General features: G+C 54.5%; 15 protein-coding genes. 5 read left to right on the plus strand and 10 right to left on the minus strand.

Annotation, left to right across the window (positions count from 1 at the left end; genetic code table 11):
• Positions 1 to 167 precede the first annotated feature (167 nt).
• The 5 genes from B7L09_RS08150 to B7L09_RS08170 form a co-directional block, all read right to left on the minus strand.
• A complete protein-coding gene (locus B7L09_RS08150) occupies positions 168 to 518 on the minus strand; it encodes a copper-binding protein (protein WP_094468398.1) in 351 nt (116 codons plus the stop codon).
• Positions 515 to 3,673, minus strand: coding sequence for an efflux RND transporter permease subunit (locus B7L09_RS08155; RefSeq protein ID WP_094468399.1), 3,159 nt, complete (start codon positions 3,671 to 3,673; stop codon positions 515 to 517). Before B7L09_RS08155 ends, B7L09_RS08150 begins: the two co-directional genes overlap by 4 nt.
• A complete protein-coding gene (locus B7L09_RS08160) occupies positions 3,670 to 5,154 on the minus strand; it encodes an efflux RND transporter periplasmic adaptor subunit (protein WP_094468400.1) in 1,485 nt (494 codons plus the stop codon). Before B7L09_RS08160 ends, B7L09_RS08155 begins: the two co-directional genes overlap by 4 nt.
• Positions 5,151 to 6,407: a TolC family protein gene (locus tag B7L09_RS08165; protein ID WP_094468401.1), complete on the minus strand. Its 1,257-nt coding sequence runs from the start codon at positions 6,405 to 6,407 to the stop codon at positions 5,151 to 5,153. Before B7L09_RS08165 ends, B7L09_RS08160 begins: the two co-directional genes overlap by 4 nt.
• Before the next feature lie 99 nt (positions 6,408 to 6,506).
• A complete protein-coding gene (locus B7L09_RS08170; RefSeq protein WP_094468402.1) occupies positions 6,507 to 6,848 on the minus strand; it encodes a hypothetical protein in 342 nt (113 codons plus the stop codon).
• A gap of 211 nt (positions 6,849 to 7,059) precedes the next feature.
• Here B7L09_RS08170 and B7L09_RS08175 point away from each other — a divergent pair, with 211 nt between their 5' ends.
• Complete coding sequence (locus B7L09_RS08175; RefSeq protein ID WP_010461590.1) at positions 7,060 to 7,560, plus strand: hypothetical protein; 501 nt, start codon at positions 7,060 to 7,062, stop codon at positions 7,558 to 7,560.
• Between the two features lie 34 nt (positions 7,561 to 7,594).
• Here the strand turns inward: B7L09_RS08175 and B7L09_RS08180 are convergent, their stop codons facing one another.
• Complete coding sequence (locus tag B7L09_RS08180) at positions 7,595 to 8,917, minus strand: type II toxin-antitoxin system HipA family toxin (RefSeq protein WP_010461591.1); 1,323 nt, start codon at positions 8,915 to 8,917, stop codon at positions 7,595 to 7,597.
• A 398-nt stretch (positions 8,918 to 9,315) separates the two neighbouring features.
• Between B7L09_RS08180 and B7L09_RS08185 the strand changes: the two genes are divergently transcribed.
• The gene (locus B7L09_RS08185) at positions 9,316 to 9,684 is read left to right on the plus strand and encodes a hypothetical protein (RefSeq protein WP_010461592.1); all 369 of its coding nucleotides are present in this window, start codon (positions 9,316 to 9,318) and stop codon (positions 9,682 to 9,684) included.
• A gap of 9 nt (positions 9,685 to 9,693) precedes the next feature.
• On the opposite strand, the gene B7L09_RS08190 is transcribed toward B7L09_RS08185, so the two are convergent.
• The 3 genes from B7L09_RS08190 to B7L09_RS08200 form a co-directional block, all read right to left on the minus strand.
• A complete protein-coding gene (locus B7L09_RS08190) occupies positions 9,694 to 10,143 on the minus strand; it encodes a DUF6957 family protein (protein WP_010461593.1) in 450 nt (149 codons plus the stop codon).
• 128 nt (positions 10,144 to 10,271) lie between these two features.
• Positions 10,272 to 10,733 (minus strand): ricin-type beta-trefoil lectin domain protein, encoded by a 462-nt coding sequence (locus tag B7L09_RS08195; protein ID WP_010461594.1) that lies wholly within the window; start codon positions 10,731 to 10,733, stop codon positions 10,272 to 10,274.
• Between the two features lie 39 nt (positions 10,734 to 10,772).
• Positions 10,773 to 11,504 (minus strand): metallophosphoesterase, encoded by a 732-nt coding sequence (locus tag B7L09_RS08200; RefSeq protein WP_010461595.1) that lies wholly within the window; start codon positions 11,502 to 11,504, stop codon positions 10,773 to 10,775.
• Between the two features lie 175 nt (positions 11,505 to 11,679).
• Between B7L09_RS08200 and B7L09_RS08205 the strand changes: the two genes are divergently transcribed.
• The 3 genes from B7L09_RS08205 (at position 11,680) to B7L09_RS08215 (ending at position 13,146) form a co-directional block, all read left to right on the plus strand.
• The gene (locus B7L09_RS08205; RefSeq protein WP_010461597.1) at positions 11,680 to 12,135 is read left to right on the plus strand and encodes a helix-turn-helix domain-containing protein; all 456 of its coding nucleotides are present in this window, start codon (positions 11,680 to 11,682) and stop codon (positions 12,133 to 12,135) included.
• 99 nt (positions 12,136 to 12,234) lie between these two features.
• A complete protein-coding gene (locus B7L09_RS08210; RefSeq protein WP_010461599.1) occupies positions 12,235 to 12,459 on the plus strand; it encodes a hypothetical protein in 225 nt (74 codons plus the stop codon).
• A 354-nt stretch (positions 12,460 to 12,813) separates the two neighbouring features.
• A complete protein-coding gene (locus tag B7L09_RS08215; protein WP_010461601.1) occupies positions 12,814 to 13,146 on the plus strand; it encodes a hypothetical protein in 333 nt (110 codons plus the stop codon).
• Positions 13,147 to 13,263: 117 nt separating this feature from the next.
• On the opposite strand, the gene B7L09_RS08220 is transcribed toward B7L09_RS08215, so the two are convergent.
• Positions 13,264 to 13,788 carry a hypothetical protein gene (locus tag B7L09_RS08220; protein ID WP_010461603.1) on the minus strand — a complete coding sequence of 175 codons (525 nt, stop codon included), beginning with the start codon at positions 13,786 to 13,788 and terminating at the stop codon, positions 13,264 to 13,266.
• Between the last annotated feature and the right edge of the window lie 49 nt (positions 13,789 to 13,837).

Here is a 13,837-nt window from a genome sequence, read left to right on the forward strand (position 1 = left end):
TTCTGTCTGTCGTGAGGGACAAAAATCGACCCAAAACGGCCCATCTTGGAGGTCCGCAGTCGGAAAAAAGCGCTCTTCGAGCATCCTCCTGACCCACCTCTTTTCCCATTGAGTGAATTAACCGAAAGTGACTAGCGTCAGAAAGCGTAATTCTCGTCGTTACAGTCTTATTTTTTAATGGAAACAATTGCGGCTTTACCACCCTCGGGCCTAAAGGAAAACGATACACGGTCTCCGACTATCAGCCCTGCCAGCTGTTTCTCCGTTACGGAAAAAGCCATTGTCATTGGCGGCCACTGTAAGGCTGGAACAGCTCCGTGGGAGATGGTCACCGTATGCTTCGTAGTATCTATAGACTTGATCGTTCCCTCGGCATTGGCAACTTGAGCCTGTTTTGTATCCTGCTTCATCTCCATGCCCTCCATACCGTCCATTTTCATGCCAGGCATGTCCTCCGCATGGACAGAAAGTGAAAGCGCAAATACGGTGCTTGCAACTGCAATCATGGTCAGTTTCATACGACTTTTCCTTGAGGCTTGATGGGTTCAACTATGAGGTGCCGGCGACGCATCAGGCGATAGGCTGCCGGAATGACAAACAGGGAAAGCAAGGGTGCCGTGATCATGCCGCCGACCATAGGCGCGGCGATGCGGCTCATCACTTCGCTACCAGTACCGCTGCCCAACAAAATGGGTAAAAGGCCGGCAATGATCACGGCAACGGTCATGGCCTTGGGTCGAACGCGCTGCACAGCGCCTTCGCGAATGGCCGCAACCAGCCCACGCTCAGTGTTGTCGCCGAGGTCTTCACGCTCGGCCCAGGCGTTCTTCAGGTAGAGCAGCATGATTACGCCGAACTCGGCAGACACCCCGGCCAAGGCGATAAAGCCGACTCCGGTGGCGACCGACAGGTTGTATCCCAGCAGATAGAGAAACCATGCTCCGCCAGTCAGTGCGAATGGCAGAGTGGCCATGATCAGCAACGCCTCATCGAAGCGGGCGAAAGTCAGGTAGAGCAGCACAAAGATGATCAACAGCGTGGCAGGCACCACCAGTTTGAGGCGTGCGTTGGCTCTTTCTAGAAACTCGAACTGTCCTGAGTAACTCAGGCTCATGCCGGGCTGCAACTTGACCTGCTCATTGACGACCTGGCGTAGATCGGCGACCACCGAGGCAATGTCTCGCCCCCGCACGTCGATGTATACCCAGCCAGAAGGCCGTGCGTCCTCGCTCTTGAGCATTGGCGGCCCGTCGCTGACCTTGACCTTCGCCACAGTGCCGAGGGTGATCTGGCTGCCTAACGGAGTGTAAATCGGTAATCGCTCCAGGCTGCCGACCGAGTCACGCCACTCACGTGGGTAACGCACGTTAATCGGAAAGCGTGCGAGACCTTCAATGGTCTCCCCGACGTTTTCCCCGCCAATGGCCCCCGACACAATCGACTGCACATCAGCGATGTTCAGACCGTATTGCGCGGCTGCCGCGCGGTCGATATCCACATCGATATAGCGCCCGCCGGTCAGGCGCTCGGCCAATGCCGAACTGACACCGGGCACACCCTTGGCCACCCGCTCGACCGCCTGAGTAGCGGCATCGATCTCCGTCAGGTTGGTGCCGGCAACTTTCACTCCGATGGGACTCTTGATCCCCGTGGCAAGCATGTCTATACGGTTGCGAATCGGTGGTATCCAGATATTCGTCAGCCCAGGGACTCGTACCACTCGATCCAGTTCTTCCACCAACTTTTCCTGGGTCATGCCTGGACGCCATTGCTTGTGCGGCTTGAACTCGATCGTGGTTTCGAACATCTCCAGCGGCGCCGGGTCGGTGGCGGTTTCGGCGCGGCCGGCCTTGCCAAANACGTGTTCGACCTCGGGCACCGTTTTTATAAGGCGGTCGGTCTGTTGCAGCAGTTGCGCCGCTTTCTGCGCCGACAGCCCCGGCAGAGCTGAAGGCATATAGAGCAGATCGCCCTCGTCCAACGGGGGGAGAAACTCGCCACCCAAACGAGACATTGGCCATAGCGCACTGACAAAAACCAATAGCGCCACGAACAGCGTGATCTTTGGTCGACGCAAGACTGCGTCCAGGGCTGGCTGATAGATCCGGATCAGCCAACGATTTAGCGGGTTCTGTTGCTCATTGGGGATTCGTCCGCGAATCCAATAGCCCATCAGCACCGGGATCAACGTCACCGACAACCCGGCCGCTGCCGCCATGGCGTAGGTCTTGGTGTAAGCCAGCGGGCCGAACAAGCGGCCTTCCTGGGCCTGCAAGGTGAACACCGGGATAAACGACAGGGTGATGATCAGCAAACAGAAGAACAGCGCCGGGCCTACCTCTGCCGCCGCTTCGGTCATTACATGCCAATGACGCTCACCCTTCAGTTCTTCCCCCGGATTGGCCGCGTGCCATGCCTCAATCTTCTTGTGGGCGTTCTCGATCATCACCACGGCGGCATCGACCATGGCGCCGATGGCGATGGCTATCCCGCCCAAGGACATGATGTTGGCGTTGATGCCCTGGTAACGCATGACGATGAAGGCAATCAACACACCAACAGGCAAGGAGATGATCGCCACCAGGGATGAGCGCAGGTGCCAGAGGAAGATCCCACACACCAACGCGACGACGATGAACTCTTCGATGAGCTTGTGGCTGAGATTTTCAACAGCGCGGTCGATCAGCTTGCTGCGGTCGTAGGTGGTGACGATTTCCACCCCGGCCGGCAGGCTGTTTTTCAGTTCGTCGAGTTTGGTCTTGACCGCCGCAATGGTCTCGCGAGCATTCTTGCCGCTGCGCAAAATGACCACGCCGCCGACGGTCTCGCCTTCGCCGTCGAGTTCAGTAATGCCACGCCGCATTTCCGGCCCCAACTGGATCGTGGCGACATCGCCAAGGGTCACCGGTATGCCACCCGCACCCAGCTTGAGCGGGATCGCCCGAAAGTCATTGAGCGTCTTCAAGTATCCGGAAGCGCGCACGATGAACTCGGTCTCTGCCATCTCCAGCACCGCGCCACCAGTTTCCTGATTGGCCTTGCCGATAGCTTCAGTCACCTCAGACTGAGTGATACCGAGGCTGGCCAGTTTGAGCGGATCAAGCTGCACCTGGTACTGCTTGACCATGCCGCCCACGGTGGCCACTTCGGCTACGTTGGGCAGGGTCTTGAGTTCGAACTTGAGGAACCAATCCTGAAGTGCGCGTAGCTGCGCCAGATCGTGTCCTCCGCTGCGATCCACCAGTGCATACTGGAAAATCCAGCCCACGCCCGTGGCGTCCGGCCCCAACGCCGGTTTGGCGCTGGCCGGCAACCGACTTTGTATTTGGCTCAGATACTCCAACACCCGCGAGCGAGCCCAGTACAAGTCAGTGCCGTCTTCGAACAGCACGTAAACGAAGCTGTCGCCGAAGAAGGAATAGCCGCGCACCGTCTTGGCGCCCGGCACCGAGAGCATGGTGGTGGCCAACGGATAGGTCACCTGGTTCTCGACAATCTGCGGCGCTTGTCCCGGATAAGGGGTGCGGATGATTACCTGAACATCAGAGAGATCCGGCAGCGCATCGATGGGCGTGCTCTGCACCGACCAAATACCCCACGCCGTGACAAACAGCGTCGCCAGTAGCACCAGAAATCGGTTGGCCACTGACCAACGAATCAGGGCAGCGATCATGGCTGGCTCCCCGATTTATCCAGACGCTCAACACGCAAACCATCGTCGGTCTGGCTCACTGCGATCCTAACCTTATCGCCCGTTTTCAGGCCCTGCATCAGCGCCGGACTAGCGAGTGGGAACGTCATCGTCATACCAGGCATGCCCAGCGTCTTGAAGGGGCCATGGGCGAGTGTGACTTCTTTGTCGTTGATCTCAACGATCTGCCCATCCGCCTCATGAAAACTGGAAGTTGCTGCGCTGGGCAGTGACGCTTCCTCCGAGTTTGCAACGATTCCCTTAAGACTGGCCTCCGAATCGAGCAGGAACTGGCCAGACGTAACCACCTTCTGGCCTTCTTCCAGACCTTTCACTATCGCCGTCTTGCCATCGCTTTCCTGCCCGAGGTGCACTTCCACTGGACGGTAGCGGCCCGCGTCTTCGGCGAGCATCACCAAGGCGCGTCGGCCAGTGCGGATGACGGCCTCGCTCGGCACCCACAACACACTTTGCCCGGTCGAGCGATTCAAGCGTACCTGCGCCGTCAAACCCGGTCTGAGGCGCCCGTCGGGATTGGGGAGTTCCACCCGCACGCGAAGCGTGCGGCTGTCCGGGTTGGTCTCGGGCAAAATCGCGCTGACTTTGCCACTGAGCATTGTCCCTGGGAAGGCTGGCAGACGCGCTTCGACCACCTGCCCCACGGTGATCGATCCGGCATCCGATTCTGGAACGGCCACGGCGAGCCAGACACTTCTCAAGCCATTGACGCGTGCCAAAGTATCGCCAGTAGCCACAGTCATACCCGCACGTACATTCAATTCTTGCAGCACACCACCAATTGGGCTGGTGAGAGTCAGGTAGGGTTGAACCTTGCCGCCACGCTCTACCTGAGCAATCAATGCTGCTGGCATACCGGTGAGCCGCAGTCGCTGACGGGCCGCAGCCAACAGGTCAGCATCCCCGCTGCGCTTCAGTGCAAGAAACTCTGTCTGGGCAGCGGCCCATTCCGGCACCAGGATATCCGCTAACGCCGCGTTGGCTTTGAGCACATCACCGGGAGCGTGGGCATAGACCCGCTCCACAAAGCCCGTGGTGCGTGCCTGAATCACCGCCACATCGCGTTCGTTGAATCCCAAAACACCCGTCACATCGAGGCTGGAGTCAAGGATTCCACGGGTGACTGTTGCAAAACGCAGACCGAGATTCTGGGTCAGACTCGGATCGATACTGACGGTCGCACGATCCCCTGCGCCACCGGCGTACTTAGGAACCAGTTGCATGTCCATGAAGGGGGACTTACCCGGCTTATCGAATTTTTGCTGCGGGTACATGGGGTCATACCAATACAGAGCCTTGCGTTGGTCAGGTGAATCGAGGCTCTGCTCCTGGGCAGAACTGGATACCCCATTCATGCGCTGTTGAGCGAACCAGTAACCACCGGCAATACCGAACGCCAGCGAGATGCCTACCAACAATGCCCCGTTCCCTTTTTTAAGGATCATTGGCTGGACTCCCCATAAGCAAAATACAACCGCGCACTGGTCAGCGCTCGCTGCTCTTCCACGTCGATCTGTTTGAGGCGGGCCTCGATGAGTTCACGACGGGCGGCAACAACGGCGTTTAAATCGACTTTTCCCGAGCGATAACTGGCCATGCTGAGTTCGACCTTTTCCTTAGCCAGCGGCAACAGGCTTTCCTGGTTACGGCGTACCGCACGATTCAGGCGCTCATAGTCAGCCAGTTCGTTTTCCAGTTGCTGGGTATGCTCGCGTGACAGGGCTTCGCGCTCGGCCTCAAGCTGACTGAGTTCCGCCTGTTTGGCTGCGATTTTAGGGTTTTGGCGAGAGTCAGGAAACAGCGGTAGATCCCAGGAAAATTGCACGCTGACCATATCGCCGAACTCACGGCCACGGCGCTGGTAATCCAGTTCCCAGCTCCAGTCTGACTGCTTCTCCGACACAGCTTCACGAACCTTGGCTTGCGCTTCGCGGGTCATCGGTGCAAACGCTGCCAACTCGGGATGGTGTTGCAGTTTATGAGAGTAACTTGAGGTGTCGACGGGCCATTCAGGCAAGCTGCCCACAGGCTTATCGTTGGCGGCGGAGCCAATCCAGCGTTTGAGGGCCGCTCGAGCCTGTGCTCTCTGGAGAATCAGATCGTCCTGCTGCTCCGCCAGTTGAGCTGCTTCCTGCTTGGGTGTCACCGCATCGGCGGGTTGAGCGCGGCCACCGGCAATTTGGGCCCGGACGGTATCGCTCAGCAGGCGGTTTTCTTTGTAGAAGTCCTGGAACAGCACATCTTTGCGCTCAACCGAGTAGCTGCTGATCCAGGCCAACGCCGTGGACTGGCGCACTTTCAGACGTTCGACTCGACGCTCCGCAGAGGCACGATCAATAGCTGCATCGGCGACTTCGATACGCGCTTTGCGCTTGTCGCTATTGGGCATCTCCTGCCTGACCCCGACCATCCGCATAGTCATGAAGTCTTGGTCGATACTCCAACGATCCGGGCCGCCGATGGGGTAGTTCTGCACGCCCACCAGGAGCTTGGGATCAGGTAATTCACCAGCAGGGATGGCTGCATTGCTGGCAGCCTGAATTTTCGCGTCTTGTGCGGTCAGCGACGGAGCATTGTTTTCTGCCAGTCGCAACGCTTCATCGAGCGTTAAGCCGGCAGCGAGGCTCGGCAATGCCAGCATGCATGCCGCCAGGCCGGCCACGAGTGACCAACCTGTGCAATAGCACTTAGGGTTCATGTTTACGATTCCTGTGATCGTCCACTGCACACGAAAAAAGACATGCGCGCAGCTAGTCCATCCCGCTAATGCGGAATGACGCTCAATGTGGGACAGGAATCAAACGCGAGGCGGTCGCCAAACCCCGGACGAGGTCTTTACAGGTAAGGAATCGCTTAAGAATGACAGCACTACAGGGCTGAATACGGTTACAGGAGGCTTGAAGATCGAGACTTGCAGCATGCCGCCTGTCTTGCATTCCTGGCCCGGCTTACAAGGTTTGCCGTGCTCGGAAGGGCTTTTCATATCGTTGCAGCAGTCCATCCCCATGTCGTCCATCATCGCCATGCCCATCGTCTTCATTGGGCACGGTTCTGTCGGTGCCTGAACGCCCGCCATCCCGCTGAGGGGAAGCGCCAAGCTGATCATGAAGATGATGCAAAACCGCAGATAGCGTTTCATGGTCTGGAGTCTAGTCGCTGCAAATGGCTCTTACAATTGAACACGTCACCATCGACCTGTAGTCAAAGTTTCTCGAAAGCTATGACGCCGGATAGGAGTTAAGCCGGCATTACGCATCGAAAATAGTTAACAGACCAGTGTTGCTGGTGAGCTCGAACACAGGCTACTCGATCCGCGAACTAGCTACGTATACCGTGATAAGGAAACACCGATGCATACCGGCCTAAAGACTTTGTGGTTGCGCGAGAATCAACGACGCAGGCTTCTCTGGGCGCTCGAACGATTACGCCCTGGTTCTGAGGAGGCAAAACCGTTGCTCGCAGAGCTTAAAGACATAGAGCCCCAGGATCTCGAAAACCCGATCGGTAACGCCTATTCGATGACGGTCGATGAATTGCGCGAGCGTGTTCCAGAAACAGAACTCCAAGGAAGCGATGGCCACCTTTTCGTTATCGTGATCGACCAGCAAATCCCACAGCCATGGCACGCGAGGTTCGAAGCAGCGAGCGCGCGCTCTTCACGGCTACCGCAAGGAAGTTATGCAATTGACTGGCGACGGTTTCTTCGATGCTGGATGCGAGATATGCAGCATGTTGCCGCTCATAGAGAGAGCTGCAAGACCGATTGTGTGTGTGTGTGTGATTTGAACACAAGCAACTATGAGGCGTTGATCAGGCATTGCGAGAGCTCTGTGCCGGCAGGAGATGATTAGAGGGAAATGCGACGCTTACCTAGAATTGGATCAGTCAAATCAACTTCCAATTACGAAACGCATCTTCCAGACGACTCAACGGAACAAGTGGCGAGCGCCAAGCTTGCTCCGGTAGCCCTATATCCAGTAGCAAATCCGGCAACGCCAGCAACAACCGAGCGTCCGCCTTTAAGCGATCGAATAGCCATTCCGGATTTACCCTATGAGCAAAGTGAGCACAAACGGCCGCCCAATCGACCGACCCTAATCGTTCCATTGCTGTTGGCCACCGAGTGCTTCGCACAATACCTTCAACATCCAACACCATGGGAGCAAGATCGTAAATAGGTGCAAAGCTCACTCGTTCTTTACTCCGGAGGATCGAGAGGTTTCCACCATGGTTGTCGGTGTTCCCGACAATCAAGTTGATCAAATCCCGCCGCAGGTATTCGCTAATCATGTCGGGTATTTCAGATTCTTGGTCTGCGGCAATCCATGTTTTCGCTAGACGATCCACGACATCGATATGATCCATACGAATAACCGAATGGGTGACGCCACATAGTGAGTACATTGACTCTACTGCGATACGCTCAATCCCCCCCGAAGAGACTTTGCGATCGAATCTTTGCATCCAAATACTGGGCATTTTCGCCGCTTCGTATGTCAGCCCCTCAGCGGCGATCGTGTCGATCCCCAACTGGCCCAACGCGCGGTAAAAGCAGTATTCGGAATGCAGGACGTCTCGGTCTAATTTGGTTGCGTTGTTACGCGGGAATTTAACGAACCAATGTCGGCACACATCTGCGTCGTCTAGCGCTCCGTTGGGATAAATCTGCCCCGAAGCATCCTCAACAAGCAGCATTTTTTGAGCTACGCCCCCAGCCCCGAGCGCGCCGATTATTGGCCATCCCGATTCCCTGGCCTGATCCAGAAAGCCCATTCCTTCCTGAACAACCTCTGATCGCGTAGCCCCACCAGTCACTTTGTTTGTCGGATACAGCGTTTCGGCGGCGCTTTTTATGCGCATGTGTCCAACGGGAGCAGCAGTGAGTTGCTGCAACAGAAAGAGATCAATCGACATCTTTGGCGGTACTACCATTCTCGACAGAATGTACCGACGTGCAGCACCGGCCGGGATTATGTCGTGCAGAAAAGCTGGGGCGAGCTCTCGCCGAATATCCCATTCCAATGGGATATTCGCACTGATGGCTGGCGCTTTAACCGTACCCAGCTGAATGTACTGATCCGCAAGATATTCGGGCAGGTAGTGAGTGATGCACCGGCTGCGCAGGCTATCTTTAAGCGAATCGAAGCTGACGACCAGTACGTCGTGCCAATGGCCATCCGAGTGAATTTGAAGAGTGATGGACTCCATACGTCTCGGCGAATTACCGAAGCCTCCCTGTGCCGTGATAAATACGAGTCCCCAGCGTTTCTGGGGGGGGTTGGGTGCGCTGGACAGCGAAGAATAGTTTCTCGATCAGCGTTTCTAATTCAATCGAAAGGCGAGCAAGGCATTCCGCATAAAAAGGGAATCCCCCCCCAATCTCCCGAAAAATTACGAGCCAAGCCTTGGCAAACGCTCATGCAACGCTGCTCTCGCCACTCGTTTATTAATATCAGTATTTTTTAAAGCACGTCACGCTTCAACAGCAGGCACACTCACTCGCCTTCTCGCTTCACAACCGGGTTCTTAAAACTTCGAGAAAGAGGGTTGCGACCGTCATCGCTCCATTTTTATAATTAACTCACAACAAGAACAAGGAGAGCGCCATGAACTACAATTCTGCGGAATACATCAAGCAGTACAACAAAACGCTGAATGAGCATTGTGATTGGGAAATTCAGCTATCGACCGACGAAGAACATAAGGATTCTTTTGCGGTATTTCATTTAAACACACATCCCGCAGAACAAGACACGGCGGTATTCGTTGGTTATATTCCTATCGTTACACCAGTGGAGTCGCTGATTTGCTCAGAATCATTCTGCTTCGACTATTGTCGATTAGGGATAGGTATTGGACGAAAGATTAGAATTTTCTTATCGACAGAATCTGGAAAACTCTTCTTTGATGAGCAGTGCCAGGAGCTTCTGAATAAACTCCAAGCTCAAGCTACTGAAGGCTCAGAGCCCCAATAAACCGCCGCATCAGTTGACGCTCGTTTTCCAGAAGAAGGATAACGGGTCTTCAATCAAGCCCCCCAACGCTTTGACCGCAGGCAAGCTGGCATGCTTGCGGGCTCCACGACCAGCCAGGATGTAAAGTTTATCTTTGCTTTCAAAAAAGCACCCTTCGAAGTCGCTCTGAAAATCGCTGAGGATGCTGTCGCCTGGCTGGTGCTTGTTATTGCTGTCGAACACCATTGTTTGGGCATATAAAATCGTTGCCTCAAGGCCTTGTGCTTTGATTTCCTTATCCCGAGAATCCGGGAGCATGACGTCCAACAACATCCACTGCCGAACGATGCAGAATGGCTTGTCGGAGAAGATTTCTGTGGCCAGTTCGATCAACTCACTGTCGTCAAGCCCTGAGCCACCCAAGACGCGTGCTGACCCGAATAGCAACTCACCTAGTAGCTCTGTATCTGAAACAACCATATTTTCTCAATACCACCCTTATCTGCTCGTCCTTTCGATAGTCCAAGCAGATATTAATTTTCCTGCGAAGTTTCGCCGCAATGTAAAAGGTTCAACGGCCATCCAGAAACGAATCCCTTACTGATCGATCAGTGGTAAACACGATTCATGTAAACGTTGTTTCCGGGCGGCACCCAACTCACTACAACGTATAGACTCCCACCGACAGTTTTGAACAACGAGTAGCCCTCGATGAAGAACGCCTTTTGTATCCTTGATGTTCTGATACTGGTGCCTTCCCTAAATCGCCCCTTCGTATCGCCAAACACCGTTCCCATAAGTATCGGAGGGGTATCTACGGCGGCCACCAGATAAGCCGTGACAGACATCCCGAAATCGATCGCCATCGCCGCTGCTACAGCAGCCGGAACGCTCAGTGGAAAATCATTCATGCCGGGGTTACACCTAAGCGCTGAACCAGAGACTTCATGGAGCAATGTTTTGTGTGCACGTGCCTCCCACGCGTGTTCGCCGCGCTGCCACTGGCTGCACTTGCGCAGCACAATGGGAGCAACCGCTTGAACGGTGTGAGCGTCAAAAACCGTGAGCATTTTGATAGAAGCCTTAAGTTGACGGCCATTTCAGTGAGCTCAAGAAAGGCTGATTACAAGGCCTGGATCGAAACCCGTTTGTTCACCTGGATAACCACGAGGATTTGAGACCACACGGCATCGCCCAAACGTGACGCCGACTGAGCGGTGGGTATGTCCAAAAATCCAAAGATCCGCTTTATCCAGAAGCTCGTGCCAACTGTTTGAGTAAGCAGCACTCAAATGCCCCTCATGTTTGTCACCCATTACTTCGGGGATGGGTGCGTGATGCGTAACGACTACGGTTTTGCCATCGAATGGCTCATCGAGCTCCTTGGAGAGCCAAGCAAACGACGCGTGGTTTCGACTGATGAGGTCGGACGGACGCAAGCGTCGGTAGTTTTCTTCAGTCCGAATGACTCGAAAATCATTCATCCAATCCCATGCTGTTTGGGATGCCGCAACAACGTTTCCGGTCGACGAAAAATCAGTCCACCCAGTGGCGCAAAGAAACCGTGTTTGATTCCAAACAAAGGTCTCGTTTTCTAAAACGTGGACGTGCTGCAGAGCTTGCTCCTTCATTTTTTGCAGCGTTGAATCGATATGCCCGCCATAAAATTCGTGGTTACCGCACACGTAAATCACCGGGCGCTCAAAGACCTCATTGGCCCACCTCACTCCTTTCGCCTTGACATCAATATCACCCACCAGCACGACAAGGTCGTAGTCCCCGGGCACAGGCTCGAACAGAGAAAACTCGTTGTGCAGATCTGAAAGCACGTAAAGCTTCATCTGTATCCCGATCTCGATTTACAGCTAAATTGATGGAGCGAATGAAGGGGCGAGACGAATCTCTCGCCGACTCCCGATCCGCGAACGAGCCGACAGATCCACTCGTATGAATATATACATTTGAGTGGATCATAGCAATCACGGCATACAGATCTGTTTTAACGGAACGGAAAAAATGTCTGTGCGCACCGCATTCGCCGTAGCACTGAAGCTTTTGCGAACAAAGCGTGGCCTCACACAGCATGAGCTAAGCAAAAAGGTCACTCAGTCGCATGTAAGCCGCATCGAAAATGAAATGACCTCCCCCAGCCTTGAAGCCATCATTGAACTTGCCAGAGTTCTGGAGCTTAGCCCTGTTGCCCTCATGGCACTGGTGTGTGGTGCACAAGACGCACTGAGCGCCGGCGATGTCCTGAAAATCGCGGAAAAAGATCTTCAGGATATGGCGCTACTGCAGGATTCGATTCCGCTGGAAATTGAAGAGACGCCTCACCCTCGCATTACCGCTGCAGCAAAAATGCGAGAGGAAGTTCAAGCACTCAAAGAGCAAGGGTTTTCGCAGGCTGAGATCGCGAGGAAGCTGGGGATGGCAAAGACCACGGTTCAGCGTCATTGGCATCGTTCGATCTGAGCTTTTTTCTGTCTTGATTACGCCCTCACCCGCCAACCGCTCCAGGCCATTTTTCGAACCACTGCTATGCTTTGCTCTCCATCCGAACGGAGTCGAGTCATGGTCGAGCAATATTCCCTTCCCGACGTACTGGCAAAAATGTACGAAAACCAACTGGCGATTGAGGCTGCACTGATGGAGCTCGTCCTTTTGGAGGAGCAACGCGGATCATCTGAGGCTTGTGGGAATGCGCGCGGAGCACTTGAAAGGATTGGAGAGAACGCCGGGCATATCAAGCAGGGGATCGCTAGGTTGGGCGGGGCTGTGGACTCTTCCGCATATTGAAGTCTTCATTTGAATCGACTGGTCACTGCATTGGCGCAGGTCGTCAGCCACGTCCCTGTAACATGGGACTTCAAAAATTTCATGGAATGAAGCCGAAATACTTTCTATTCACTCTGCCACGCCACCGCTATAAATCGGCTGACGCTCTCATCTGGTTCCCTCGCCCTTAGCGCAGCAGAGCTCTACTTACAATTGGCTCACTCGTGAGATGACAATTTGTCAGACCTGGTTTACTTCCAGTCCAAGTCTGCCGTGAAGAACTTCAACGCCTGGTTGCCCGCCTGATAGAAGCTCGCCTCGATGACCACTTCGTCGACCTTACGCAGCTGACTCATAAATTTGCTGTAGTCGGAAATGAAGAGGTACGTAGTACTGGGGTATGACTCCTACTTCATCGGCTGGGACAAGCATGGCAACGAAGTCCGTGTCCCAAGACTTGGGCACGATAAGCTTGCAATCACGGATTTTCGTACTTACTTCGAACTGCCGCTTTACGTCATCGAAACCAGCAGGGAGTTGCTGTCATGGCAATTCGGTTGGGGATCCTTTGCTGCTATTCCTGAAGGAGTGGCCAGGGAACACTTCCCCTCCCTATTCAACAAAAAACATCTCGTGGTAGAAGACCCACCGATCAAAAAAATCAAACGCAAAGCTCGTGAAGACCTCAAGCGTCGAGGGTTCATCTAAGTCCATACGATCGGGCTTGAAACGCCTCTCACCCGCTCTCAAGCACCACGTTCAGAAAAGGGAAGCCATTGTTTCCCTTATCTGAGCTGGCCTGAGCATTCGGTTGAACGGCCTGCATTACAGCCCCAAGTCCTCAGCCAAGGTTAACTCCCAGATGACTCCATTCCCCTCAGTGGCAAGGAGCTCTCTCACCTTATCTGTCAAATCGGCCCAACCCAAACCAGAACGATCGCCCCAGGGGTAGTCCAAATTCGCCAAGCACTCTCTGCCGTGCTCTCGTATCAGTCGAGACAAGATTTTCATCACGGGGTGATCTTCTTCGGGGCACTCTTCTCGACAGCCTTCACCGCCGTCAGAGAGGACAAGATCGTCATACATCTGCCTCAGGGCAAACTTATTCGCGAGTAAGATTGCTCGCAGCCTTGCCTCCATCACCGACTCACTGAAGAAGTCCCTCGCAGCGTTCCAAATGACACAGACTTTTTCATCTCCGAAAGCGGAAGCGCAAGCCAAACATGCGTATATCCGGTCAGCCTCGGCTCGCATCAAAAAGTCGAAGCCATAGACCCTTGCATCTTTGTACGGAAAAAATGCAGGCCAGCGCCCCACATTCAACCTTACATACCGTTTCTTAGCTTTCACTGGGCCAGCCTCATCACCATACCATTGACGCGGGATCGCGGGCGCAGCC

It is taken from the genome of Pseudomonas mandelii, assembly GCF_002251635.1.
GTDB classification, from domain to species: Bacteria; Pseudomonadota; Gammaproteobacteria; order Pseudomonadales; family Pseudomonadaceae; genus Aquipseudomonas; species Aquipseudomonas mandelii_B.